The 23,438-nt window shown below is 64.8% G+C and carries 24 protein-coding genes, 1 tRNA gene and 1 other RNA gene; 10 read left to right on the forward strand and 16 right to left on the reverse strand.

The annotated features are described in order from the left end of the window. Nucleotides 1-27: 27 nt before the first annotated feature. The 5 genes from CH278_RS24120 to CH278_RS24140 form a co-directional block, all read right to left on the reverse strand. Nucleotides 28-603, reverse strand: a complete 576-nt coding sequence (locus CH278_RS24120) for an HhH-GPD-type base excision DNA repair protein (RefSeq protein ID WP_027494555.1) — start codon at nucleotides 601-603, stop codon at nucleotides 28-30. Between the two features lie 37 nt (nucleotides 604-640). Beyond that, the gene (locus tag CH278_RS24125) at nucleotides 641-1,444 is read right to left on the reverse strand and encodes a transglutaminase-like domain-containing protein (RefSeq protein WP_045841454.1); all 804 of its coding nucleotides are present in this window, start codon (nucleotides 1,442-1,444) and stop codon (nucleotides 641-643) included. A gap of 37 nt (nucleotides 1,445-1,481) precedes the next feature. Continuing rightward, nucleotides 1,482-2,135 (reverse strand): phosphate signaling complex protein PhoU, encoded by a 654-nt coding sequence (phoU, locus tag CH278_RS24130; RefSeq protein WP_027494559.1) that lies wholly within the window; start codon nucleotides 2,133-2,135, stop codon nucleotides 1,482-1,484. A 221-nt stretch (nucleotides 2,136-2,356) separates the two neighbouring features. Continuing rightward, nucleotides 2,357-3,613, reverse strand: a complete 1,257-nt coding sequence (locus tag CH278_RS24135) for a lipase family protein (protein WP_256991924.1) — start codon at nucleotides 3,611-3,613, stop codon at nucleotides 2,357-2,359. Between the two features lie 161 nt (nucleotides 3,614-3,774). Further along, complete coding sequence (locus tag CH278_RS24140; protein ID WP_032364592.1) at nucleotides 3,775-4,446, reverse strand: TetR/AcrR family transcriptional regulator; 672 nt, start codon at nucleotides 4,444-4,446, stop codon at nucleotides 3,775-3,777. A 106-nt stretch (nucleotides 4,447-4,552) separates the two neighbouring features. On the opposite strand from CH278_RS24140, the gene CH278_RS24145 reads away from it, so the two are divergent. Next, nucleotides 4,553-6,070, forward strand: coding sequence for a DHA2 family efflux MFS transporter permease subunit (locus CH278_RS24145; protein ID WP_032364593.1), 1,518 nt, complete (start codon nucleotides 4,553-4,555; stop codon nucleotides 6,068-6,070). A 63-nt stretch (nucleotides 6,071-6,133) separates the two neighbouring features. Here CH278_RS24145 and CH278_RS24150 read toward each other — a convergent pair whose 3' ends face one another. Both CH278_RS24150 and ffs read right to left on the reverse strand, forming a co-directional pair. After that, nucleotides 6,134-7,420: an aminotransferase class I/II-fold pyridoxal phosphate-dependent enzyme gene (locus CH278_RS24150; RefSeq protein ID WP_032387978.1), complete on the reverse strand. Its 1,287-nt coding sequence runs from the start codon at nucleotides 7,418-7,420 to the stop codon at nucleotides 6,134-6,136. 54 nt (nucleotides 7,421-7,474) lie between these two features. Then, nucleotides 7,475-7,569: signal recognition particle sRNA small type (gene ffs, locus CH278_RS24155), an RNA gene on the reverse strand. 95 nt (nucleotides 7,570-7,664) lie between these two features. Here ffs and CH278_RS24160 point away from each other — a divergent pair. Beyond that, nucleotides 7,665-7,752: transfer RNA gene (locus CH278_RS24160), tRNA-Ser, on the forward strand. Between the two features lie 258 nt (nucleotides 7,753-8,010). Here CH278_RS24160 and CH278_RS24165 read toward each other — a convergent pair. Both CH278_RS24165 and CH278_RS24170 read right to left on the reverse strand, forming a co-directional pair. Beyond that, entirely contained in the window at nucleotides 8,011-8,757 is a 747-nt protein-coding gene (locus CH278_RS24165; RefSeq protein ID WP_094623041.1) for a 3-hydroxybutyrate dehydrogenase, read from the reverse strand. Then, nucleotides 8,754-10,169, reverse strand: a complete 1,416-nt coding sequence (locus CH278_RS24170; protein ID WP_027494565.1) for an MFS transporter — start codon at nucleotides 10,167-10,169, stop codon at nucleotides 8,754-8,756. The genes CH278_RS24165 and CH278_RS24170 overlap by 4 nt, the downstream gene beginning before the upstream one ends. 139 nt (nucleotides 10,170-10,308) lie before the next feature. On the opposite strand from CH278_RS24170, the gene CH278_RS24175 reads away from it, so the two are divergent. After that, nucleotides 10,309-11,217 carry a LysR family transcriptional regulator gene (locus CH278_RS24175; RefSeq protein WP_094623042.1) on the forward strand — a complete coding sequence of 303 codons (909 nt, stop codon included), beginning with the start codon at nucleotides 10,309-10,311 and terminating at the stop codon, nucleotides 11,215-11,217. A 37-nt stretch (nucleotides 11,218-11,254) separates the two neighbouring features. After that, nucleotides 11,255-11,977, forward strand: a complete 723-nt coding sequence (locus tag CH278_RS24180; RefSeq protein ID WP_094623043.1) for a mycothiol-dependent nitroreductase Rv2466c family protein — start codon at nucleotides 11,255-11,257, stop codon at nucleotides 11,975-11,977. Nucleotides 11,978-11,990: 13 nt separating this feature from the next. On the opposite strand, the gene CH278_RS24185 is transcribed toward CH278_RS24180, so the two are convergent. From CH278_RS24185 to CH278_RS24200, 4 genes are all read right to left on the reverse strand, one after another. Continuing rightward, the gene (locus CH278_RS24185) at nucleotides 11,991-12,608 is read right to left on the reverse strand and encodes a dihydrofolate reductase family protein (protein WP_094623044.1); all 618 of its coding nucleotides are present in this window, start codon (nucleotides 12,606-12,608) and stop codon (nucleotides 11,991-11,993) included. A gap of 33 nt (nucleotides 12,609-12,641) precedes the next feature. Further along, the gene (locus CH278_RS24190; protein ID WP_094623045.1) at nucleotides 12,642-13,508 is read right to left on the reverse strand and encodes an alpha/beta fold hydrolase; all 867 of its coding nucleotides are present in this window, start codon (nucleotides 13,506-13,508) and stop codon (nucleotides 12,642-12,644) included. A gap of 37 nt (nucleotides 13,509-13,545) precedes the next feature. Then, nucleotides 13,546-13,974 carry an NAD(+)--rifampin ADP-ribosyltransferase gene (gene arr / locus CH278_RS24195; RefSeq protein ID WP_094623147.1) on the reverse strand — a complete coding sequence of 143 codons (429 nt, stop codon included), beginning with the start codon at nucleotides 13,972-13,974 and terminating at the stop codon, nucleotides 13,546-13,548. A 119-nt stretch (nucleotides 13,975-14,093) separates the two neighbouring features. Beyond that, on the reverse strand, nucleotides 14,094-14,954 hold the full coding sequence (locus CH278_RS24200) for an NmrA family NAD(P)-binding protein (RefSeq protein WP_032387983.1): 861 nt from the start codon (nucleotides 14,952-14,954) through the stop codon (nucleotides 14,094-14,096). Nucleotides 14,955-15,039: 85 nt separating this feature from the next. On the opposite strand from CH278_RS24200, the gene CH278_RS24205 reads away from it, so the two are divergent. Then, complete coding sequence (locus CH278_RS24205; RefSeq protein WP_094623046.1) at nucleotides 15,040-15,750, forward strand: TetR/AcrR family transcriptional regulator; 711 nt, start codon at nucleotides 15,040-15,042, stop codon at nucleotides 15,748-15,750. Nucleotides 15,751-15,856: 106 nt separating this feature from the next. Here CH278_RS24205 and CH278_RS24210 read toward each other — a convergent pair whose 3' ends face one another. Further along, complete coding sequence (locus CH278_RS24210) at nucleotides 15,857-16,507, reverse strand: class I SAM-dependent methyltransferase (protein ID WP_094623148.1); 651 nt, start codon at nucleotides 16,505-16,507, stop codon at nucleotides 15,857-15,859. 36 nt (nucleotides 16,508-16,543) lie between these two features. On the opposite strand from CH278_RS24210, the gene CH278_RS24215 reads away from it, so the two are divergent. After that, a complete protein-coding gene (locus tag CH278_RS24215) occupies nucleotides 16,544-18,007 on the forward strand; it encodes a dihydrolipoyl dehydrogenase family protein (RefSeq protein WP_094623047.1) in 1,464 nt (487 codons plus the stop codon). Here CH278_RS24215 and CH278_RS24220 read toward each other — a convergent pair. Both CH278_RS24220 and CH278_RS24225 read right to left on the reverse strand, forming a co-directional pair. Further along, the gene (locus tag CH278_RS24220; protein WP_094623048.1) at nucleotides 17,979-18,590 is read right to left on the reverse strand and encodes a CDP-alcohol phosphatidyltransferase family protein; all 612 of its coding nucleotides are present in this window, start codon (nucleotides 18,588-18,590) and stop codon (nucleotides 17,979-17,981) included. The genes CH278_RS24215 and CH278_RS24220 overlap by 29 nt on opposite strands. Beyond that, entirely contained in the window at nucleotides 18,587-19,255 is a 669-nt protein-coding gene (locus tag CH278_RS24225; RefSeq protein WP_256991915.1) for a TVP38/TMEM64 family protein, read from the reverse strand. The genes CH278_RS24220 and CH278_RS24225 overlap by 4 nt, the downstream gene beginning before the upstream one ends. A gap of 145 nt (nucleotides 19,256-19,400) precedes the next feature. Between CH278_RS24225 and CH278_RS24230 the strand changes: the two genes are divergently transcribed. The 4 genes from CH278_RS24230 to CH278_RS24245 are packed head-to-tail and all read left to right on the forward strand — an operon-like array spanning nucleotide 19,401 to nucleotide 23,282. Then, nucleotides 19,401-20,636, forward strand: coding sequence for an ABC transporter substrate-binding protein (locus CH278_RS24230; RefSeq protein WP_094623049.1), 1,236 nt, complete (start codon nucleotides 19,401-19,403; stop codon nucleotides 20,634-20,636). Then, nucleotides 20,633-21,472 (forward strand): ABC transporter permease, encoded by an 840-nt coding sequence (locus tag CH278_RS24235; protein ID WP_027494578.1) that lies wholly within the window; start codon nucleotides 20,633-20,635, stop codon nucleotides 21,470-21,472. Before CH278_RS24230 ends, CH278_RS24235 begins: the two co-directional genes overlap by 4 nt. An 11-nt stretch (nucleotides 21,473-21,483) precedes the next feature. Further along, entirely contained in the window at nucleotides 21,484-22,257 is a 774-nt protein-coding gene (locus tag CH278_RS24240) for an ABC transporter permease (protein ID WP_228139295.1), read from the forward strand. Continuing rightward, nucleotides 22,254-23,282: an ABC transporter ATP-binding protein gene (locus CH278_RS24245; protein ID WP_094623050.1), complete on the forward strand. Its 1,029-nt coding sequence runs from the start codon at nucleotides 22,254-22,256 to the stop codon at nucleotides 23,280-23,282. Before CH278_RS24240 ends, CH278_RS24245 begins: the two co-directional genes overlap by 4 nt. Nucleotides 23,283-23,438: the final 156 nt, after the last annotated feature.

The raw sequence follows: 23,438 nt of genomic DNA on the forward strand, positions 1-23,438 counted from the left end.
ACAACGTACCGACGGGCACCGACAGACTTATTTGTTCTTGGCTGCCGCTTTCGCTGCCTTCTTGAATTCGCGTACCTCGAGCAGGGACTTCTCGTCGACGACATCGGCGATGGATCGACGCGCACCCTCGTCGCCGTACGCTCCGGCGGCCTTTCGCCACCCGTCGGGCGTCACGCCCATCTGCTTGCCGAGCAGCGCGAGGAAGATGCGCGCCTTCTGATCGCCGTAGCCGGGAAGTGCTTTGAGACGCTTCAGAACCTCGGCACCGTCGGGGTCGTCGCGGGTCCAGATTTCCTGCGGCTTGCCGTCGTAGTTCTCGACCAGAAATGCGGCGAGTCCCTGGATGCGCTTGGCCATCGAGCCGGGAAAACGATGCACGGCCGGGGTCTGCGCGCACAATGCGGCGAAGTCGTCCGGATCGGCGTCGGCGACGGTATCGACCTTCAGATCACCGAGGCGGTCGACGAGCTTCTTCGGCCCGGCGAAGGCGGATTCCATCGGCACCTGCTGATCTAGAAGCATGCCGATCAACAGCGCGAACGGATCCTCGGCGAGCAATGCATCGGCCTCCGGATCGCCGACGAGGTTCAGAGTGCGAGACATGGGCTCGATCCTGCCATGTCCGGCAGTAGCGACCCGATCAGGTGATGGACACCAATTGGGTGATGTCGTCGAAGGGCAGCGGCCCATCCACGACGGCTCCGACGACGGCGCTGTTGAGGATGATCGATCCGCCGTGATTGTCGAGGAATGCGGTATCGGCTGCGTCGCGTCCGGTTGCGATACGCACCAGGGTCGATCGCGGCGCGAGGCAGGTAGCGTCGACCACTCGCCATTGCCCTTCGACGAAGGCTTCGGCGACTGCGTGGAAGTCCATCGGATCGCAGCCCGGCGCGTACACGGCCACGAGTCGAGCGGGCACGTTCACTGCGCGGAGCAGTGCGACGACGAGGTGGGTGTAGTCGCGGCATACTCCGGCACCGGCGAGGAGGGTGTCGACGGCACCGTCGATGGGGTCGCTGCTTCCGGGAACGTAGCTCAGCCGAGCTCCCACCCAGGACGACACCTCGGCGAGAAGCTTCTCCGACGGCGGGTACGAGCCGAATTCCGTTGCTGCGAAACCGAAGAACTTGTCTGCCTCGGCGTAGCGGCTCGGCCGCAGATACAGCGACAGGTCGTAATCGGATACCGGTGCCGGGTCGGTGTTGCCGTAGATCGTCGCCGAGTACGACGCTTCGAGCTTGCCGACATCGGCGTGCAGCTTGTGGATGCGGGTGCCGTGCGCGCCGCTGATTTCCTGCGCTTCGACGGGTTGACCGTCGAGCGTGAACGAGAGTGCTTCCCACACTTCGGTTCCTGGGTGCGGCGCGATCGCGATCTGGAACTCGAGGGTGCTGGCCTCGGTCACATCGACATCGAGGTACGCGGAGACGTCACGTTTCATCGTGCCGATCCTGCCATCTCCGAGCGGTTCTCGCAGACTAAGACTCGTCGGTGGGGCGCGCTCCGGTCACCAGGAAGATGACCCGTTTCGCGACCTCGACAGTGTGGTCGGAATACCGCTCGTAGAAGCGGCCGAGCAACGTGATGTCGACGGCGGCCGGTACACCGTGCGGCCAGTCGGGCGCGGAGGTCAACATGAACAGGCTGCGGTGCAGTGCGTCCATCTCCTCGTCCTGCGTTCGCAGACTCGCGGCGAGTTCGGCGTCCCGCGTCTCGAGCACACGTTGGGTCGCCTCCGCTTGTGCGATGGCTACCCGACCCATCTCGGTGAACACGCCCTCGACCTCGGGCGGGAGGACGTGTGCGGGGTGACGGCGGCGGGCCAGCTCGGCGATGTGCACCGCAAGCCCACCCATGCGCTGGAGGTCGGCCACGATGTTGATCCCGGACACGACACGGCGCAGATCGTGGGCAACCGGTGACTGTCGAGCGAGGAAGGCGAAGGCCTCGTGTTCCCATTCGACGGCGAGAGTGTCGATCTCTTCGCGGTACTCGATCGTCTGCTCGGCGAGCACGATGTCAGCGGTGAGCAGCGCGCGCGTGGCGTCAGCCATCGCTCGTTCCGCGATTCGCGACATTTCGGACAGCTCCGACGCCAACGTGTCGAGCGCCTCCGTGTAACTGTCCCGCATGTTCACTCACCCCAACCGCTCGACAGCCCAACCTCAGGGCATTGCAGGGCAGTACCCTGCTGCGCATCCTTCTACACCCTCACACCGCTGTGGGCTCGTTGGAGAACTCGACGGTGTGACGTCGGTCATGCCTGCTGAACACGAATCGATGGCCGACATGGGAGGGAACGCCGAACGGCCCGCGCTCGGTGAGCGCGGGCCGTTCGATCATCGGTTGCCGATCAGCAATTCGACGGTGCAGGCACTCCGTAGAACCGGTCCTTGATCCAGCTCTGCGCCTCGCCGAGACCCAGGATGTCCGGAATCAGGTGTCCTGCACCGGATCCTGGCACGATTGCCGGAACCTGCGCTGAACTCAACTGCACGGTCGCGCCCTCGCCGCACCAGTCACCGGCCAGGCCGACGGCCTGCCCGTGAGGCACGATGTCGTCGGACGTACCGGACTGGATCAGCACCGGAGCGTTCGGCGTGCGCTCGCCGATCTTGTTCTTGGCCAGAATCTCCTGAGCCTTCGGCAGTCGGTCGAGTACCACCGACAGCGGCTCGCCGGTCTTGGTGTACTCGGTGGTGCGGTGCAGCCCGACGTTCAGAATCGTCTCTCCGACACACTGATTCGCGACCAGGTTGAGCATGGCCTTGCCTGCGTCGTTGATGTTCTCGTCGACGATCGGCTGCAGACCGGGGTCGGAATTGAGCAGACCGTTGAGGGTGTACCCGATCACGCCCGTGAGGATCGTGCCGTCGACCTGCTCGAGGGTCTGCTTCAGATCCGCGGGAGGCGCTCCTGCGTAGGTGCCGACCAGGTCGAGTTCCGGGGCGTATTCATCGGCGATCTCGGCCGCCGCTGCGGCAGCTCCGCCGCCCTGCGAGTAGCCGTAGGCCGCGACCGGGCCGTCGCCGGAGATCTTGGTGCCCTGCAGCTGCCGAGCTGCGCGGGCCGCGTCGAGCACTGCATGAGCCTCGGACGCGCGGTTCACATAGGTGTGCGCGCCCGGCGTGCCGAGACCCTCGTAGTCGGTGATCACGACGCCATAGCCCTGGGAGAGAAGCGAATACGCGGCCAGTACCTCGTACTCGACCATGAATCCGAGCGGCGGGGTGTAGGTGATGACGTTGTTGAGCATCTTGGACGGCGCGCACTGATCGCCCTGCCCCTGCGTTCCCGGTGCCAACACCACGAGCGGGCGCGGCCCCGGACCGGTCCACGGCGCGGCCGGGTCGATGTAGGTACCCGTGACGGCGTTGGCGTCGTCGTTGGAATCGGTGCTGCGGTACATGATTCGGGTTGCCTCACCCGGCAGGGTGCCGCCGATGCCCGGCACCGACAGCGCGAGATGCGAAGGCTCGGAACGAATCACGTCGCCCGCCGCGCCGGCAGGCAGCGGGCTCGGCGGAATGTAGAAGTCGGATTCGACGGTCGAACCCGTCGACGGTGCTGCCGACACGGCCGGCGCAGTCACCCCCATGAACACTGCCATCACTGCCACGGCCGAACCGAAGACACGCGTCGAACGCAAATCGAACCCCCAACGTCTGAACACCTGCTGCCAGGTGTGCGCTACCCCGCGTAGCACTTACCGTGACGCACCTTACGTGACGGCGCACACAACGTACAGACCGAAGTTGGACGAATCACCAGTCAGCGGCGGCGACCGTGCATGGCCGCCTTCGCCGTATCCACTTCGTCGTCGGTGAAGGGACGTCCGGGGAGCTCCGATCGGGGTACCGCATCACCGCGCAGGCCGTCGAGCAGCACCGTGAAGTAACGACGCCAGTTCGCGGGATCGACATGACTGGAGAATTCGACGGTCGAGCCGATCATCCCCAGTACCGGATAGAAGTCGGTGACGGCCACATCGGGACGCAGCTGACCGGATTCGAGGGCGCGATCGACGATTTTCGCGAAGAACGGATCGATCCGTCGGCGCATCTCCGCGATGCCGCGGCACCCCTCGTCCGACCCGAGGACCACATCACCGAGGCCGCGGTCGGAGGCCATTTCCTCGCATACGTCCGAGAGAAAGCCCACCAACCCACTCCAGGGATCTTCCGCTTCGAGGGCGCGTTCGGCACTGGCGAGCATTCCCTCGAGGCGCTGCTCGAAGACGCCGTCGATGAGCTCTTCCTTGCACGAGAAGCGGCGATAGACGGTGCCGACGCCCACCTTGGCGTGTGCGGCGACGTCGTCGAGCGTGATGTCGATACCGCGGGAAGCGAACAGCTCGCGAGCCGCGTCGACGATGCGGCGTCGGTTGCGTTCGGCATCCGCCCGTAGGGGCTTCGATGCCGCTGTGTCCGCTCTCACACTCATTCGATGTCCGTTTCACCCGATAAGCGGAGGACATTCCTCCACTTAGCTGCTACCTTTGCCCTACAACCGGAGGATACACCTCCGCATAGTCGAACCCGAGGACACCATGACCACCCTTTCATCGGAGAACGTGGACGGCGCAACGTCGACCACGACGCCGGCGGACGAGCGTGCGCACCGGAATCGCTGGTTGATTCTCGCCACTCTCGGACTGGCCCAGCTCATGGTCGTGCTCGACGCGACCATCGTGAACATCGCACTCCCCGCCGCCCAGCTCGATCTGGGCTTCGACAACGCCGACCGCTCCTGGGTCGTCACCGCCTATGCACTCGCGTTCGGCAGCCTGTTGCTCCTCGGTGGACGCCTGAGCGACCTCTTCGGTCGACGAAACACCTTCCTCATCGGCCTCGTCGGCTTCGCGCTGATGTCGGCAGTGGGCGGCGCGGCCGTCAACTTCGGCATGCTCGTCGCAGCCCGCGCCGGTCAGGGCGTCTTCGGTGCACTGCTGGCACCCGCGGCCCTGTCACTGTTGGCCACCACCTTCACCGACACCAAGGAACGCGCCAAGGCCTTCGGCATCTTCGGTGCCATCGCCGGCGGCGGCGGTGCACTGGGTCTACTGCTCGGCGGCATGCTCACCGAGTGGGCCAACTGGCGCTGGAGCCTGTACGTCAACCTGATCTTCGCTGCGCTCGCCTTCGTCGGAGCCTTCCTGTTCCTGGCCAAGCACAAGGTCGACGTCCGACCCAAGCTCGACATCCCCGGAACGATCGCCGTCTCCGCCGCGCTGTTCTCGATCGTCTACGGCTTCGCCCACGCCGAGTCCGACGGCTGGAGCAACCCCGTCACCCTCGGCTTCCTCGCGGCAGGTGTCGTTCTTCTCGCCGTCTTCGTGACCATCCAGAATCGCGTCGAACACCCCCTGCTGCCGCTGCGCATCGTTCTGGATCGCACCCGGGCCGGATCCTTCCTCGCGGTGTTCGTCACCGGAGCAGGCATGTTCGCGGTGTTCCTGTTCTTGACCTACTACCTGCAGAGCACGCTGAAGTACACCCCGATCACCACCGGGTTCGCGTTCATGCCGATGATCGCGTCGCTGATCCTCACCGCGACACTGTCGACGGCACTGATCCTCCCCCGGTTCGGGCCGCGGATCCTGATGACGACCGGCCTGGTCGTCGCGTCGATAGGAATGGGACTGCTCACCCAGATCGATTTGGACAGCAGCTACGTCACGCACATCCTGCCCGGCCTGATCATCATGGGTCTCGGACTCGGTGCCACCATGGCACCGGCCATGCAGGGCGCAATCTCGGGCGTCGCTCCGGACGACTCCGGCGTCGCGTCGGCGACGGTGAACACCATGCAGCAGGTGGGCGGCTCGATCGGTACCGCACTGCTGAGCACCGTGGCAGCCAACGCCGCGACCAGCTACGTCAGCTCCAACATGGCGACGGCAACCGATGCGGCTCTGCTGCAGGCCAACGCCGAAATTGCCAGCTACACGACCACCTTCTGGTGGGCGTCGGGCATCTTCCTACTGGGCGCGGTTCTCTCGGCCACGCTCCTGAAGAAGGGGCCACTGCCCTCCGCTCCCGAGGGTGCGGTCGTCGTCGGGCACTGAGAGCGGCTTCGCCGCATGTGAGTGGAAACGCGTAGCCTGCTACGAGTTTCCACTCACATGCGTTCAGCCTTCGAGCAGCTTCTCCGTCGCGGCCAGCAGAACGCAGGTTGCGACGCCGTCCATCGACTTCTCCAGCTCACCGAGCGACGGGAAGCTCGGGGCGAGGCGAATGTTCTTGTCTTCCGGATCTTTTCCGTACGGGAAGGCCGAGCCGGCGGCCGTCAGAGCGATTCCGGCATCCTTGGCCAGCGCGATCGACCGCGCAGCCGTGCCTTCGAGCACGTCGAGACTGATGAAGTAGCCGCCCTTCGGCTCGGTCCACGACGCGATCTTCGACGCACCGAGCCGGTCCTCGAGGATCTGCTGCACCAGCGCGAACTTGGGCTTCAGGATCTCGCGATGCTTGGCCATGTGAGCCCGCACCCCCTCGGCGTCACCGAAGAATCGCAGGTGCCGTAGCTGGTTGAGCTTGTCCGGTCCGATGCTCTTCTTACCGAGGTGCTTCTGATACCAGGCAAGATTCTCCTCGGAACTGCCGAAGAAGCTGACGCCCGCACCGGCGAACGTGACCTTCGACGTCGAGGCGAACACGAACGCGCGATTGGGGAAACCGGCCTCCGCCGCCATCCCGATGACGTCGTAGGACGGCGCGAACTCCTCGGTCAGCGGATGCACCGCGTATGCGTTGTCCCAGAACAGACGAAAATCAGGCGCAGCAGCCGGCATGGTGGCCAGCGCGCGAACGACTTCCTCCGAGTAGACGGCTCCGGTGGGGTTTGCGTAGTTCGGCACCACCCACATGCCCTTGATCTGCGGATCCGACGCCACCAGGTTGGCGATCTCGTGCACGTTCGGTCCGTCGGGCCCCATCGGCACCGGAATCATCTCGATGCCGAAGCTCTCGGTGATCGCGAAGTGACGGTCGTAGCCGGGGGCCGGGCACAGGAAACGAACGTTCGGCTCAGCCGACCACGGGCGCGGCGAATCCGACAGCCCGTGCAGCAGAGCCCAGACCACCAGGTCCTGCATGATCTCGAGGCTGGCGTTGTTACCGGCCACCAGGTTCTTCACCGGGATGCCGAGCAGTTCACCGAAGATGGCACGCAATTCCGGCAGACCCGCAAGGCCACCGTAGTTGCGGCAATCGGTGCCGTTGCCGTCCTTGTAGTCCGCGCCGGGGAGCGTCAGCAGCTCGGCAGCGAGATCGAGCTGCTCGGGAGACGGCTTGCCGCGGGTGAGATCCAGCTTCAGATCCTCGGCTTTGAGCTGCGTGTACTTCGCGCTCTGCCGCTCGTGCTCGGAGGCGAGCTCCTCATGGTTCATCAGACCCAACTGGGTTTGCGCTGGCATGCGGAGCGGCCTCTCGGTGACTGGGTTCCCCGGACAGTGTCTATGTCACTGAAATAAAGGGGACCCCGCGCACCCGGCAGAGCCCATTGACCCTTGCTGCCTTCCGGCCCTGGGGGAGTTCACAGGATGCGCGCCGCGCGGGATCCGTTAGGAAGTGTAGCCGCCTCCCGTCGAGCAACGCATCACCACCCTTCGCGCCTCCCGATTTGGGAGTTGGTGGGGGTAACCGGGTAAGCTCGCCCACGGAGGATTCGCCTAGTGGCCTATGGCGCTCGCCTGGAACGCGGGTTGGGTTAACGCCCTCAGGGGTTCAAATCCCCTATCCTCCGCCAAAGAAGCCCCCGTGACACGTCACGGGGGCTTCTTGCTGTTCGGGGAGGGGTGCTCCGGTTCGCGCCCACCCGTCTCCCGATCAGCACACCCGTCTCCGGATCAATGGGCGTTCGAGTCCGTCTGAGTGCAACAAAGCCGCATTCATCCGGTGGGGTGCGGCGACCCGATCCGGATGAATGCGACTTCGTTGCAATCTGAGCGACTGAAACCCACATTGATCCCAAAGTGGGGGGTGCAGCAGACGGGCGGCACTGAATCTAACGAGCCGACCAACCACCATCCATGGTGTAGGACGCCCCGGTGACCATGCCTGCGTTCTTGGACGTCAGCCATCCCACCAGTGAGGCGACTTCGGCGGGTTCGACGAGTCGCTTGATGGCCGCCTCGGTCAGCAGTACTTTCTCGAGTACTTCGTCTTCGGGGATGTCGTGCGCCTTGGCCTGATCGGCGATCTGTTTTTCCACCAGCGGTGTGCGGACGTATCCGGGGTTGACGCAGTTGCTCGTCACGCCATGCGCGGCACCTTCGAGGGCTGTCACCTTCGACAGTCCTTCGAGTGCGTGTTTGGCGGTGACGTAGGCGACCTTGAATTCCGATGCCCGCAGTCCGTGCACCGACGACAGATTGATGACTCGGCCGAACCGGCGTGCATACATCCCAGGCAGCGCCGCACGAATCAGCAGGAACGGTGCCTCCACCATCAGCGTCTGAATGCGGCGGAACGCGCCCGGGTCGAAGTCGACGATCGGTGCGACGGTTTGGATACCCGCATTGTTGACGAGGATGTCGACGTCGAGCCGAAGGTCGTCCAGTGCGGCGGTGTCGAGCAGATCGACCGACCACACCTCGCCTTCGAGCTCGGCTGCCAATTCCTTTGCTGCGACGTCGTTCACGTCGGCGATGGTGACGCGGGCACCGCGGCCGGCGAGCTCACGCGCGCAGGCGGCCCCGATACCGGACGCTCCCCCGGTGACGAGGGCGGAGCGTCCGGTCAGGTCGGTCACCGCTTTACACTCGGATCGAGCAGACCGGCCTTGGCCAGCTCGGCTTCGGTGGCCAAGTTCTTGGCGTCGGCGATGTCGATGCTTTCGAGCGCCAGTCCCTTTGTCTCCCTGGCTACGACGACGGCAACCACGGTGATCGCGCAGGCCACGGCCAGGTACACCGCGATCGGGACGGACGAGCCGTAAATGTCGAGCAGCTTCACCGCGATGATCGGGGCCAGCGAGCCGGCGACGATCGAGGTGACCTGATAGCCGAGGGACACACCGGAATACCGCATCCGCGTCGGGAACATCTCGGCCATGATGGCCGGCTGCGTGGCGTACATGAAGGCGTGGAACATCAGGCCGATGATGATGGCCAGCAGGATCACGACGTTGTGGCCGCTGTTCATCATCGGGAAGGCGAAGAAGCCCCACGTTGCCGCGGTGAGGGCACCGGCGAAGTACACCGGACGGCGGCCGATGCGGTCGGCGAGCCTGCCCACCAACGGAATTGTGCAGAAGTGGATCGCGTGGGCGATGAGCATCCACCACAGGATCGTGCTGGTGTCGGTGCCGACCTCCACCTTGAGGTACGTGATGGAGAAGGTGACGACGAGGTAGTACATGACGTTCTCACCGAAGCGCAGGCCCATCGCGGTGAATACGCCACGCGGATAACGCTTCACAACCTCGAAGACGCCGTACGACGCGGCCTTGATAACCTCGGCCTGCTTGTGTGCCTCGATGAAGATCGGGGCGTCGGAAACCTTGGTACGGATGTAGTAGCCGACGAAAACGATGACGGCAGAGAGCCAGAACGCGACGCGCCAGCCCCAGCTGAGGAACGCTTCGTCGGACAGGGTTGTCGTCAGGACGAGCAGTGCGACGGTGGCGAGGAGGTTACCGGCGGGCACGCCTGCCTGCGGCCAGCTGGCCCAGAATCCGCGGCTCTTGTTCGGGCTGTGTTCTGCGACAAGGAGAACCGCGCCGCCCCATTCGCCGCCGACGGCGAAGCCCTGAATGAATCGCAGGGTGACCAGCAGTGCCGGGGCCCAGTAGCCGATGGCCTCGAATGTCGGTAGGCAGCCCATGAGGAACGTGGCTCCGCCGACGAGGACGAGGCTGAACTGCAGCAGCTTCTTTCGGCCGTATTTGTCGCCGTAGTGTCCGAAGACGATGCCGCCCAGGGGTCTCGCGACGAAGCCGACGGCGTAGGTGACGAAGGCCGCGAGGATGGCGTCGAGCTCACTGGTTCCGGCCGCGAAGAAGATCTTGCTGAACACCAGTGTGGCGGCGGTTCCGTAGAGAAAGAACTCGTACCATTCGACGATGGTGCCGGCCATCGATGCTCCGACGACCTTCTTCAGGCCGGTGGGGGTGGCATCGGGGTCCGGCTCGGACCTTTCTGCCAGCGGTCGGTCGACGCTCATAGCTTCTCCTGTGTTGCTCGGCACTGCGTGCTCGTGTTTGTGACAGACCACACATGTAGCGGGGTTGGTCTGAGTATTGGTGCAGATCTTTTTCTGCGCAAGAGGCATGGACGCAGGTTCGATCTGCAAAACTGCACACATGACACGCGGTGACGGGAAGGTTCCCAGTGCCGACGACCTGCTGGTCCTGCTCGCCGTCAGTCGAACCGGACGCTACAGCTCCGCTGCCGACGACCTCGGCATCAACCACACGACCATCTCCCGACGCATCGCCGCACTCGAGGACACCCTCGGCGGACGAGTGCTCACCCGCGCCGGCGGAGGTTGGGAACTGACCCAACTGGGGCACGGCGCACTCGCCGCTGCCGAGGCCGTCGAAAACGCACTGCAGACGCTGGTCTCGAGCGACGCGGGTGCGCTGAAGGGCGTCGTACGCATCTCGGCCACGGACGGTTTCAGCGCGTACATCGCAGCTCCTGCGGCAGCTCGCGTGCAACGCACCCACCCGCTGGTGTCGGTGGAGATCGTCGCGACCACCAGACGTGCGTCGAGGCAACGGTCCGGATTGGACATCGAGATCGTCGTCGGACAACCACAGGTGCATCGCGCGGAGGCCATCAGGCTCGGCGACTACGTGCTGGGTCTGTACGCGTCGCAGACCTACGTGGACGAGCACGGCACACCGCAGGTGCCGGCCGACCTCGCCGCCCATCCCTTCATCTACTTCATCGACTCGATGCTGCACGTCGACGATCTGGATCTGGCCCCCAACTTCACTCCGACGATGCGCGAATCGGTGACGTCGACCAACGTCTTCGTCCACGTCGAGGCCACACGAGCCTCGGCGGGCATCGGATTGTTGCCGTGTTTCATGGCCGACCGACACCCCGACCTGCAACGAATCCTGCCCGAGGCCATCGCGGTGACACTGACCTACTGGCTCGTCACCCGCACCGAAACTCTCAGACGCCCCGAAGTGTCGGCGGTGATCGACGCGATTCGTGCGGTGGTCACCGAACAACACTCGGCTCTACTGGGTGAGAAATGAACGCACGGAACCTACGCCCCACAAGGAGAGTCCCCTGATGTCCGATATCGATTTCTATTTCGATCCGGTATGCCCGTTCGCGTGGATGACCAGCAAATGGGTTCGCAAGGTTCAAGCCCAACGCGACTACACCGTCGACTGGCGGTTCATCTCGCTTCGCCTGCTCAACTCCCACATCGACTACGACGCCCATTTCCCACCCGAGTACGAGGCCGGCCACACCGCGGGTCTGCGACTGTTGCGGGCCGCTGCCTCTGTTCGTCGTGAGCATGGGTCGGACGCTGTCGGGCCGCTGTATCGGGCCCTCGGAACGCACATCTTCGACACCGAGGCGGTGCCCGACGACGCTGCGAGTCACGGACATCGCGGCACCGCGGCATTCCTCGGGCCGATCCTCGAGGAAGTCGGGCTGCCCACCCATCACACTGCAGCACTCGATGATTCGACGATCGACGACGAGATCCGGGCCGAAACCGATCATGCGCTGTCGCTGACCGGTAAGGACGTCGGCACACCCATCATCGCCTTCGAGCCGCCGGACGGTGTCGCGTTCTTCGGTCCGGTGATCAGCAGGCTCCCCAGTGACGAGGAGGCAGTGCCGCTGTGGGACAACGTGATCGGACTCGCGCGATTCCCTGGATTTGCCGAGATGAAGCGCAGCATGCGTGAACTCCCCCAGTTGAAGGCACTCGGGGTGACGGAGGACGAGGTTGGCGTGCAACAGGATTGGCACGGCGGGAGCCGGCGGCAGAAGAAGTGAATTGCCCTCCGATCTAGTCGGCCAGTACGTCGTCCATGTTGCCGACGTCCGGAGTCCCGGCGTCGAGGCCGTATCGCAGGTAGACGGTGCCTTTGCCTCCGACGGCTGGTGGCTCGAGCAGCGTCAGGTTGCTGGGCACGGTGCCGTCGGCAAACACTCTCTTCCCGACTCCGAGAAGGATGGGATGCACCCATAGATCGACTCGATCGAAGAGCTTCTCGCGCAACAGGGTCTGCACCAGATCGAGACTTCCGACCACCTTGATGTTGTCGTGTCGATCTCGGATCTCACGCACCGCCCCGGCCAGGTCCGGTCCGAGTTGAGTCGAACCGTCCCACCGCAGATCGGGTGTGCCGCGCGAGGCCACGTATTTCGGGATGGTGTTGAACAACGTTGCGAACGAATCGTGTTGGTGCGGCCAGTACGCGGCGAAAATGTCGTAGGTACGCCGCCCGAGTAGGAGCGCATCCGTGCCCTCGTATGCGGCGGCGACCTGTGCCCCCGAAACCTGGTCGAGCAGAGGAGCCTGCCAGCCGCCGTAGGGAAAATTCTCGGGGTCTTCCTCCGGGCTTCCGGGTGATTGCGCGACGAGGTCGAGGGTGGCGAACAGTTCCAACGTGATGAGGCCCATGATTGCTCCTGGTTCTGTAGGACGGAAGCTCTGTCAGCTCAATACTTTTCGTAGCGTCTCGGCAAATTCGGTCGGCTTTCCCGTCTGACCGAATTCGCCGCCGAGGAAGCCCGAGTGGCCGCCGGGAAAGTCAATCGGCTCCGATCCGAGGAGCGCCGCTGTGGAATACGCTGCGCGAGCGGCGATGTGACCGTCCTCGGGACCGCCGGATTCCTCGCCGACTCCGATCACAACCGTGGTGGGAGCAGCACGCATTGCATCGACGTCAGGTGCGAAATCGACTCCGCCGCCGCGCATGTTGGACATCAGGGCGTCGTCGCGGGTTCCGTCGTCCTCGGCCGGGAGGCCGAACTGCGCCGGGTCCGGTGTCGGGCGATCGAAGAACGTGTTGTCGATGGGTCCTGCGTGCATGAGCAACGCCATGAACTGGGCCATGGCCGGCCCGCGGCCGTGAGCATCGTATGCGGCCACCATGTTTGCGCACACGGTCGCGATGTTCTCGCGGTCCGGCAGGGTGCCTCCGGCGGGTGGTTCGTGGGCCACCAACATCCGAACGTCGGACGGGTATTTGCTCACGAGTACCAGCGCATTGACTGCACCCCCGCTCGAGGCGAATACATCCACAGGCCCATGGCCGACGGCGGTGAGCACTGCGTGCAGGTCGTCGGCATGTTGGTCGAAGGTGACCGCGGCAGTCGGGTCGTCTCGTCGACTGCGTCCCACGTTTCTCGGGTCGTACGTGACGACCACGCGGTCGCGGAAATGCGATGCCAACGTCCCGAATCCGCTCGCATCCATCGGTGAGCCGATGAGCACCAAGGGAGTGACCCCGGGCTCGAGTTCGCCGACCACGTCGTACGTCAGGGTTGCACCGGGAACGGAAACTGTGTGTGTCGTCATGCTGGGGTGGACCCCGGTACGAGCGAAAACTCACCGCCTAGTCGTAGAGAATCGCAGTTCCCGTCTGTCGCAACTTCTCCAAACCTTCACGAAACCGGCTCAGGTATTCGCGCGAATGCCCGACCCACTCGGACGTCTCTTCGACGATGCGTACCGGTTCCGCGCTGCGGTAAGAATGAGTCGGATTGCCGGGGAACTTCTTGTCCGTCACGTTCGGATCGTCCTCGACGCTGCCGGTCGGCTGGACGATGTAGACCCGAGGACGCCCCTCGCCGACGGCCATCTCGGCCGCGAGCACGGCACCGTCCAGCACCTTGGTCATGTAGATGTAATTCGAGATGTGCTCGGGACGGTAGTTCGAGCGATAGCCGGGAGACAAGTAATCGCCGGCCTTCAGATCGGCCTTCGTGCCATGAAAGTAGGCACCGGACTCGTGCACCCGAAATCGCTCCGGTGTATCCGCCATGTCTGCCATAGAAATTCCTCCGTGTCGGTAGCCGGAAGAGTGTGCACCACCGACTGGGTCTTGCCGCAAGCCCCCAACTCAGCGATAAACTGAAGGCAACGGCGGCGGGCACGGCTATGTCACGTCGCGCGTTCACTCGACACGAGAAAGTCACGCGTAGTTCGTGGTTCGCGACCGAGCAGTTCGCCCAACAGCGGGTCGGTACCGGCGAATCGGCCGTCGTGGGCGGCGAGAAAGATGCCAAGGGTGAAGCGAGCCATGAACTCGTTCGCACCTGCAGCCACGCGATCGGCGACCCACTGCTCCTCACCCACGATCGATACCTCGATCTTTCGACCCACGACTGTCGACGCGATGGCCGCTACCTCGGTCATTGTCGGAGCATCGCGGGCCGTCAACACCGTGGGGCCCTCGTATGCGCCATCCGACGTGAGTATCGCGGCGGCAGCTTCCGCCGAATCCGCTCTGTCGGTCCACGAAACAGGGCCGTCCACAGGTATGGATACAACGCCGGTCTCGCGCCAATCGCCCATGACGAAATCGAGGCTGTGTGCGTAGAAGCCGTTGCGTAACGACGTCCACGCCACACCGCTGTCGGCCAACATCTGCTCGGTCGCAGCATGATCGCGCGCAGGCTTGAACGGACTGTCGAGCCCCGCGCCCTGGTGACTCGTATAGAGAATGCGCCCGGCACCGGCGGCGACCGCCGCGTCGATCGCGTTGCGATGCAACGCTGTCGCGTCGGCCCCGGGATCGCTGGACGAGACGAGCAACACCTGGTCTGCCCCGTCGAACGCCGTCGTCAGCGAGTCCGAATCGTCATAATCGCCTCGACGCACCTGCACGCCACGATCCGCAAAGCGCTGCGCCCGAGCCACATCGCGAACCGCGACGGCGATCTCCGAGGGGCGAACGAGGTCGAGTAGATGGTCGACGGTGGCACCGTTCAATGCCCCGGTAGCTCCGGTGATGACAATCATGACAACCTCCAGTTATCAAAGGAATCAAATAGAAGGTAACACCGGAAACACAACGATAGCAACAGTGCGTTATCGTCGATACGTGATGGATTCGTCGACGAGCACCAGAGACAGCACCCGTCGACGAATCGTCGATGCCGCAGCTCGGCTTCTGCAGGAAAACGGCCCTGGGGCGGTGACCACTCGCGGCGTCGCCGAGTCGGCCGGGGTTCAGGCACCGGCCATCTACCGATTGTTCGGGGATAAGAATGGTCTGCTCGACGCCGTGGCCGAACATGTCATGGCCACCTATGTGTCCACCAAGTCCGAGATCGCAGACAATGAGCTCGCCGAGAACGGTGACCCCGTGGAGGATCTGAGAACCGGATGGCGCGCACAGATCGAGTTCGGGATCGCCAACCCAACCTTGTTCGCTCTGCTCAGCGACCCTGCTCGAGTGCCCGATTCTCCCGCGGTCCGGGAAGGAGAAGCCGTTCTCGCGGCACGGATTCGCCGGATAGCCCGCACCGGCCGACTTCGGGTCACCGAGCAGCGCGCGGTGGAGCTCATTCATGCCGCGGGTACGGGTGCTGTCCTGACCATCCTCGGCACACAGCACGATCGCCGAGACGTCGGACTCGCCGACGAGCTGTTCGATGCAGTCATGCGCCACATCGTCGTCGACACACCTCGGTATCCCGAAAGCTCTGCGCACGGTGCAGCGATTGCCTTGCGAGCCTCAATTTCCGACATCGACGTACTGAGCGATTCGGAGCGGCAGTTGTTGGCCGAGTGGCTCGATCGGATATCCGGGTGACGATGCACCCGATGCGCGGACGCTGGTGGTATGGCCGCACTAATTGACTCGATCGCCGGTCGACGAGGCAGACCTCGCGCGACGACGAGCCGTTCGACGCCACCGTTCATGAACTCGGCTCTGCCGAGCCAGAGTTGACAGTCCCGACGCGAATCTGGATATGGCCTCCGCGGACAGCGCGGGTCGAAAGATCCCGCAGCAGTGGCGTCATCGCCGTCCACGGATTCGCCTCGATATCCGACCCTCCCAGTCGACACGCAAGCTTCGCGAGCGGCGTCCACGCAGCGGCTCGTCCGACGGGCCGCTGCATGTCGACGACGGCCACGACGCCGCCCACCCGTGTAGCCGAGATCATCGATTCGAGCGCCGCCTGCCATGGCGTCATCAACGACAGCGCGTAGGTGCTCAACGCAGCATCGAACGGGGCCTGCTCCCCCAGATCGGCGGACGTCAGGGCGGTGGCGTCGGCGGGGATCAATGTGACATTCATCCACCCCGCGCGGGTAGCTCGAAGTCGCGCCTGTTCGAGCATCTGCGGGCTGGCGTCGATTCCGGTGATCGAGCCGGTCGGGCCGATCATCCGCTGCAACCCGGCGAAGTTCAGCCCCGTCCCGCAGCCGAGGTCCAGAACATGGCTCCCCACAGGCAGATTCATCAGCTCGAACGCCGCGTCCCGTCCGGCTCGGTACACCGGCCATTCGGCGGAGATCACGTCGTACAGGCGCGCCGAGAAGGTGTACTTGGTCGGTCGTCTCATCTCGGGTCGCTCCAAGGCGCGGGCATAGTGGGAGGTATGGGAATTCGTCGTTCGTCTTCGAGTGTGCCCGACGACCGTCCCGACATGGTCGTGGTCGGCGGCGGCACCGCCGGCATCGTGGCGGCGAAGACCGCGGCCGGCTTCGGCGTTCGCGTCGTGTTGGTCGAGCGGGACCGCACCGGCGGCGACTGCCTCTGGACCGGGTGTGTGCCGTCGAAGGCTCTGCTCGCGGCGGCTTCGGTGGCACAGACGGTTCGATCCGCATCCCGGTTCGGCATCGACACCGAACCACCGCGCGTAGATTTTGCGCGCGTGATGCAGCACGTGCACGGGTCGATCGCCGAGATCGCGCCGATCGATTCACCCGAGGCACTCACTGCGGCCGGGGTCGACGTCATCAGCGGTGACGCCGTGTTCACCGGTCCGAACACGGTGAATGTCGGCACGCGGATGCTGCATTTCGGTCAGGCGATCGTGACCACCGGCGCGCATCCCACAGTGCCGGCGATCGACGGTATCGATAGCGTCGACTACCTGACCAGCGACACTCTATGGGATCTGACGGCCCTGCCGGAGCGGCTGCTCATCGTCGGAGCCGGATCGGTGGGTTGCGAAATGGCGCAAGCATTCTCGCGTCTCGGATCCGACGTCACCCTTGTCGGACGGTCAGCGACGATCCTTCCCCGCGAGCACCCTGAGGCCTCGTCGATACTGACGCAGGCCCTGACCGACGAGGGCGTGCGCGTCCTGACCTCCACCGCCGTCGTACGCATCGAGAACGGCTCGGCCGTGACCGACGCAGGTGTCGAGATCCAATTCGATCGAGTGCTCGTCGCCACCGGACGGACTCCACGAACCGCGTCGCTCGGGTTGGACACGGCCGGTGTGGAAGTGGACGACAGCGGATTCGTGCATGTCGACGCGAATCTGCGGACCACCAATCCCCGCATCTGGGCGGCGGGAGATCTCACCGGTCATCCGCAGTTCACGCACACTGCCGGCGTGTACGGCAGTCTGGCCGCGAGCAATGCGGCACTGGGCCTGAACCGAAAGGTGAGTACGACGGGAACCCCGCGGGTGACGTTCACCGATCCCGAGATCGCCTCGGCCGGAATCGATGTGCGGACTGCGCGTCAGCGTGGGTTGCGGCTGCAGACACTCGAGCACCACCACGTCGATCGCGCCGTGACCGAGAGTGCAACGAACGGATCGACGACGCTCGTGCTCGACGCCAAGCGTCGCATCGTCGGTGCCTGCGTGGTGGGTCCGCGGGCGGGCGAGACGATCGGGGAGCTGATCATCGCCATCGAGCAGGGTTTGCGTACCCGCGATCTCGCCGGGGCCACGCACCCGTATCCGACGTACAACGACGGTCCGTGGAACGCGGCGATCGCAGACGTGAAGGCGCAGTTGGGTTCTCCGGTAATTTCCCGAGCAACGGCCGCACTGGCGAAGGTCCGGGGCAGGTGGATCAGGAGAGGGCGCGATACCCGGCGATGATCCGCTGGGTGGAGCTCACAGCGACCACCGCCGCCCACACCACGGCGATCTGCCAGGAGATACCCGGCAGCAGCAACCAGAGACTGTGCACCGCAATTGTTTCGGCACCCTCGGCCAATCCCCCGAGGAACGACAGCGAGCGGCCGTCGTCGATGGTGCGACCGGTGCGTTCGGCAATCGAGGAGAACGCAAGAAATGCGGTGCCGTTGATGTAGTACGCCAACAGCACCAGCAGGAACGGCCACCAGGGGGCGTCGTATCCGGCCGAGGCACCTACCGCGACGCCCACCACCGTGGTGCCGTAGACCACGAAGTCGGCGGTGATGTCGAAGAATCCACCGGCACCGCCCGTAGTGGAACGCCTACGCGCGAGAGGCCCGTCCAGGCCGTCGGCGATTCGGGAGACGATCCACAATGCCAACGCGAGCCACCAGAACTGCAGCCCCGCCGCCAGTGCGCTCCCCAGGCCCAGCACGAGTCCCGCGGCGGTGATCCGATCCGGGGTGAACGAGGGACGGTCGAGCGCGTGTGCACAACGATCCAGCGGGCCTTCGAGGTGTCGGCGCAGGAAGCTGTCGATCATTCGGCAGCTCCGGTCAATCCGAGACGTCGGGCCAGTAGCGCCGATCCGGCCGCGATCGCCAGGACCGCGAGCAATGCGATGGCGAACGGCCATGAGAGCGGCGAGGTCCCGTAGGCACCGAGCGCGGTGTACGCGACGGTCGCGGGCACGATCCCGATCATGGTGCCCACCACGTAGTCACGTTGCCCCACGGCACTCACTCCGGCCGCATAGTTGACCAAGGAGAACGGCAGCGGCACCAGTCGCACGAGCAGTACCGACAGCAATCCTCGTCGTCCGAGCATGGCGTCGAGCCGGCGGAGCCTGTCCCATTCCGTGCGGGCCACCTGTCCACGGCCGAGCGCCCGCGCTCCCCAGTACCCGAGATATGCCCCCATCGTGGCGGCGAACACCACGACGGTCGCGCCCACTGCCAACCCGAACAGCAGTCCCGACGCGATGGTCAACGTGCTGGCGGGGAACGGAGTGGCCGACAGGACGGCATAGAGCACGACGAACAACGCGATGCCCCACGGCCCGGCCGACGCCACGCGATCGCGGATGAACGACGGATCGGGAAGATCGACGGTGCTCAGCACGATCACCACAGCGATGACGATCACGGCAGCCGCGAGCAATTTCAGGGTCGTGCCGCGGCGACTACGCGTCGGGCGGTCCTGCGTCACGGTGTGTGCCTCTCGTCCGACGGTTCACGATCCATTGTGCACACGGCCGGTCTGCCCGCGTGTTCAGCGGTTGTCGCATTCGACCGATTACGGTGGTGAGGGCAGCGTCGACGACGGCTGCTTCGGTTGATCTGGAGGCCCCCGGGTGATTCGTTCAGTACGGTGCGCAGTGGCGATTGCGGCGAGCGCAGGGCTGCTGCTTACCTCCTGTGCTGCGCCGGATTCGGAAGCACCGATAGCCGAGGCGCAGTCGTGGAGCGAGATCGAACAGCAGGCGCAAGGACAGACCGTCTCGCTGTGGATGTACGGCGGCGACGAGCAGGGCAATGCCTACGTCGACGACGTGCTCACCCCCGCGGCCGCCGCGGAGGGCGTCACATTGCGTCGCGTGCCGGTGGAATCGACGACCGATGCCGTCAACCGCATCCTGTCCGAGCGGCAGGCCGGGGTCACCGACGGCGAGGTGGATCTGGTGTGGGTCAACGGCGCGAACTTCGGCACCGGTAAGCAGGCCGGCGCGTGGCTGTGCGGGTGGACGCAGAATCTGCCGAACATGGAATTGACCGATCCCGAGGATCCGCTGCTGCGCGACGACTTCGGCACTCCGGTCGAGAACTGCGAATCACCCTGGCACAAAGCTCAATTCACCCTGGTCTATAACGCAGCAGCCATTCCCGATCCGCCGACGACATTCGACGGCGTCCTCGACTGGGCGCGCGCGAACCCGGGCCGCTTCACCTATCCCGCTCCCCCGGACTTCACCGGCTCGGTGTTCGTGCGCGAGGCACTGGTCAACGAATCCGGCGGCGTCGACGAGGTTCCCGCTCAGTTCGATCAGGACTCCTACGACCGACTCGCCCCGGCATTGTTCGATCGATTGAACGAGCTCGCCCCGTCACTGTGGCGCGAGGGAACGACGTATCCGCAGTCCTCCTTCGAGCTCGACGCCCTCTACGCCGGCGGTCAGGTCGACATGACCATGACGTACGGCCCCGCGACCCTCCCGAAACTTGTCGCCGACGGCACCTTCCCGCCGGAGACCCGCGTCCTGACTCTCGACGAGGGAACCGTCGGGAATGCGAGTTTCCTTGCCATTCCGTCGACGTCGGGGAAGTCGGCCGCGGCGCAGGTGGTTGCCAATCTCGCGTTGTCGCCCGAGCAACAACTTGCAAAGGCGACGCCGGACGTGTGGGGGCAGTTCACCGTGCTCGATATCGACCGATTGCCCGATGACGCCCGCGCCAGGTTCGAGGCGTTGCCGAGTTCGACGGTTCTGCCGTCCTACGAAGAGCTGTCGGCCAACGCGCATCCAGAACTGTCAGCCGACTGGGTCTCGCCGGTCGACGAGGGTTGGCGTCGAAGCGTGCTCGCCGGTCAGTGAGCGCGTCGACGAGGAGCTTTCGCGGCACAGCGGCGGTCCTCCCCGCCGTCGTCTTGGTTGTTCTCGTCGTCGGCGGCGGCCTGGGAACCGTGGTGCTGCAGAGCCTGGGTCTGATGCCGTTGGTCGGAACCCCCGAACTATCGGTCGACGCGTACTCCGCTCTGGGCGGTGACCTCTGGCGCTCGGTGGTGCTGACGCTGTCGATCGCCATCGTCTCGACGGCGTTGGCCACGGTGATCGGGCTTGCCGCGGCGCTGACGGCGTTGTCGGGTGGACGCGCCGCGTTGGTCGCTGCTGGGGTGACGGTCACGGTGCCGCACCTGATCGGCGCGGCGGCGATGGCGTTGTTGCTGGCGGATTCGGGGATGCTGCCGCGCATTCTCGGCATGACCGACGGCGGCTGGCCGGAGTTGGTCGGTGGGAGGTGGTGGATCGCCGTTGTCGCCGAATACGCCTGGAAGGAATCGGCTTTCGTAGCCGTCGTCGTGGCCGGGACGCTCGCCACCCGAGTAGCGGCATTCGACGAGACGGCCGCGACCTTGGGTGCCGGACGGTGGGCTCGGCTCCGTTTGGTCACGCTGCCGTTGGCTCGGCCCGCGCTGATCGCATCGGCGGCCATCGCGTTCGCCTACACGGTCGGCTCGTACGAGGTAGCCCGCATTCTGGGTCGCCCGTATCCGGAGCCGTTGTCGGTGATGGCCATTCGACTGTTCACCTCGATCGATCTTCAGACGCGTCCGCAGGCAGCTGCTGCTGCGACGGTCGCCACCGCTCTGACGGTGGCCGTAGCCGCGGTGGCGCTGCACTATCTGCGCAGATCGGCAGCGTGGAAATGAACAGGGTGGAAGTGAACAGGATTCTTCCCGCTGTCGGCAGGTCCGTTCTGGTCCTGTGGTTCCTGTTGCCGCTGATTCCGGTTGTCTTGTGGGCCATCAGCAATCGCTGGTCGTTTCCCGGATCGGTTCCCCAGGAATGGGGATTCGACGGCGTCCGCAGCGCCCTCGACGCCGGTGGTGTCGATGCGTTCGTGCGGTCTACCCTCCTCGCTCTCGCCGTCGCCGCCATCGCAACACCATTGGGCGCGTTGGCCGCTCGCGCACTGGTGAACGGTTCCGTGCGTTTCCCCGCTTTCGTGGCCGGGGTTCTCTTCGCTCCGCTGACCCTGCCCCCGTTTGCTGTGGCGTTGGGACTCGATGTTCTGGTGCTGCGCTCGCGCATTCCGAGCACGGTGGCGGTGATTGCGTTGCTGACGGTCGCGGCGATTCCGTACACGACGTACCTGATGCGAGTGGCGTTCGGCGCGTACGACATCGGCTACGAGGAGGAGGCACGCACTCTCGGTGCGTCGAATGCCATGGTGCTACGGCGTATTCGCATTCCGCTGTTGGCTCCGGCGTTGGCGGGTGCGGCGTTGCTCGCGTTCCTCGTCGCGTGGAGCGACTACGTGATCACGTTGTTGATCGGTGGCGGCAGACTGGTCACCGTGCCCATTCTCGTCGCCTCCTTCGCCGCAGGCACCGGTAACGATTCGGTGGTGGCTGCATTGTCGGTCGCCGCTGTGGTGCCGCCGCTGTTGCTGGTGCTCATGCTGGCCCGGTTGCGTCGTAGGAGTGCACGATGAGCGTCGAACTGTCCGTTCACGGACTCACGAAAGTACATGCCGGTCAATCGGTTGCGGCTCTGGATTCGTTGGATCTCACCGTGCCACCGGGATCCTGCACGGCGATTCTCGGGCCGTCGGGCTCGGGCAAGAGTACGGCGCTGCGGCTCATCGCGGGATTGGATTCACCCACCACCGGCACGGTGCAGATCGACGGCCACGAGGTGAACGGTGTTACGGCCGAGAACCGCGGCGTCGGGATGGTGTTTCAACGTCCGATGTTGTTCCCGCACATGTCGGTTCTCGACAACATCGGCTTCGCGTACCGCGCTGCTGGGGAGAGTCGCAAGAGGTCGCGCGAACGTGCCCGGGAGTACCTCGAACTGGTGCATCTCGGCGACATCGGGGGCCGAGCGGTGTCCGAGGTGTCGGGTGGACAGGCCCAGCGGGTGGCGTTGGCGCGCTCACTCGCCGGTTCACCGCGAGTGTTGTTGCTGGACGAGCCCTTCAGTGCGCTGGACCCGGTGTTGCGCACCGAGATGCACGACCTGGTGCGCGAATTGCGTTCGACGTTGGATCAGACCCTGCTGCTCGTCACCCACGATCAACAAGAAGCGGCGGTGCTGGCCGATTCGGTCGCAGTACTCATCGACGGCCGACTGGAGCATCACTCCGATATCGCGACGGCCTACACGCGTCCGAGCACGCTCGCAGTGTCGCGACTGATGGGTGGGATGAACGAAATCGAGGGGCAGTGGGACGGGGTTGGGGTGCATCGCTCCGAGCTCGGGGAGCTGGAGGTCGAAGGAGTTTCTTTGCCGGCTGGGCGTGCCGTGCTACTGCTTCGACATGAGTTGATCACATTGAATGACAACGGGATTCGTGGGGCTGTTTCTGCCTCGAGGCCTACCGGATTTCGCAGCATCGCCGATGTGACGGTGGGATCGACAGTGCTGAAGGTGGAGCTGGCGGCGGGATCTGCTGTGCGGGTCGGGGACGCCGTGGGATTGCAGATTCCGGGTGGGGCGAGGTTTGTCACGGGTTGAGGTTGAGGATGAGACGGTTCGCAGTCCCCTTGCTCTGGGATCCGACGCTATGGGTCTTCCAATGCCCACGAGAACTACAGTCTCCGCGCCGTCAAGACGTCATGGCGGTCTGATGGGGAAAGGCCTGGCCCAGTAGCTGCAAATCTCATTAACAGG

Source organism: Rhodococcus sp. 05-2254-5, assembly GCF_002258575.1.
Taxonomy (GTDB): domain Bacteria; phylum Actinomycetota; class Actinomycetes; order Mycobacteriales; family Mycobacteriaceae; genus Rhodococcoides; species Rhodococcoides fascians.

Coding starts and splice junctions, on each gene's coding strand:
- CH278_RS24170 (WP_027494565.1), bottom strand. CDS start 10,169: ATGAGCGTCGACCGACCGCTGGCAGAAAGGTCCGAGCCGGACCCCGAT.
- CH278_RS24220 (WP_094623048.1), bottom strand. CDS start 18,590: ATGATCGACAGCTTCCTGCGCCGACACCTCGAAGGCCCGCTGGATCGT.
- CH278_RS24135 (WP_256991924.1), bottom strand. CDS start 3,613: ATGGCAGTGTTCATGGGGGTGACTGCGCCGGCCGTGTCGGCAGCACCG.
- CH278_RS24150 (WP_032387978.1), bottom strand. CDS start 7,420: ATGCCAGCGCAAACCCAGTTGGGTCTGATGAACCATGAGGAGCTCGCC.
- phoU (WP_027494559.1), bottom strand. CDS start 2,135: ATGCGGGACAGTTACACGGAGGCGCTCGACACGTTGGCGTCGGAGCTG.
- CH278_RS24215 (WP_094623047.1), top strand. CDS start 16,544: ATGGGAATTCGTCGTTCGTCTTCGAGTGTGCCCGACGACCGTCCCGAC.
- CH278_RS24180 (WP_094623043.1), top strand. CDS start 11,255: ATGTCCGATATCGATTTCTATTTCGATCCGGTATGCCCGTTCGCGTGG.
- CH278_RS24200 (WP_032387983.1), bottom strand. CDS start 14,954: ATGATTGTCATCACCGGAGCTACCGGGGCATTGAACGGTGCCACCGTC.
- arr (WP_094623147.1), bottom strand. CDS start 13,974: ATGGCGGATACACCGGAGCGATTTCGGGTGCACGAGTCCGGTGCCTAC.
- CH278_RS24145 (WP_032364593.1), top strand. CDS start 4,553: ATGACCACCCTTTCATCGGAGAACGTGGACGGCGCAACGTCGACCACG.
- CH278_RS24210 (WP_094623148.1), bottom strand. CDS start 16,507: ATGAGACGACCGACCAAGTACACCTTCTCGGCGCGCCTGTACGACGTG.
- CH278_RS24185 (WP_094623044.1), bottom strand. CDS start 12,608: ATGGGCCTCATCACGTTGGAACTGTTCGCCACCCTCGACCTCGTCGCG.
- CH278_RS24175 (WP_094623042.1), top strand. CDS start 10,309: ATGACACGCGGTGACGGGAAGGTTCCCAGTGCCGACGACCTGCTGGTC.
- CH278_RS24205 (WP_094623046.1), top strand. CDS start 15,040: ATGGATTCGTCGACGAGCACCAGAGACAGCACCCGTCGACGAATCGTC.
- CH278_RS24245 (WP_094623050.1), top strand. CDS start 22,254: ATGAGCGTCGAACTGTCCGTTCACGGACTCACGAAAGTACATGCCGGT.
- CH278_RS24190 (WP_094623045.1), bottom strand. CDS start 13,508: ATGACGACACACACAGTTTCCGTTCCCGGTGCAACCCTGACGTACGAC.
- CH278_RS24120 (WP_027494555.1), bottom strand. CDS start 603: ATGTCTCGCACTCTGAACCTCGTCGGCGATCCGGAGGCCGATGCATTG.
- CH278_RS24125 (WP_045841454.1), bottom strand. CDS start 1,444: ATGAAACGTGACGTCTCCGCGTACCTCGATGTCGATGTGACCGAGGCC.
- CH278_RS24140 (WP_032364592.1), bottom strand. CDS start 4,446: ATGAGTGTGAGAGCGGACACAGCGGCATCGAAGCCCCTACGGGCGGAT.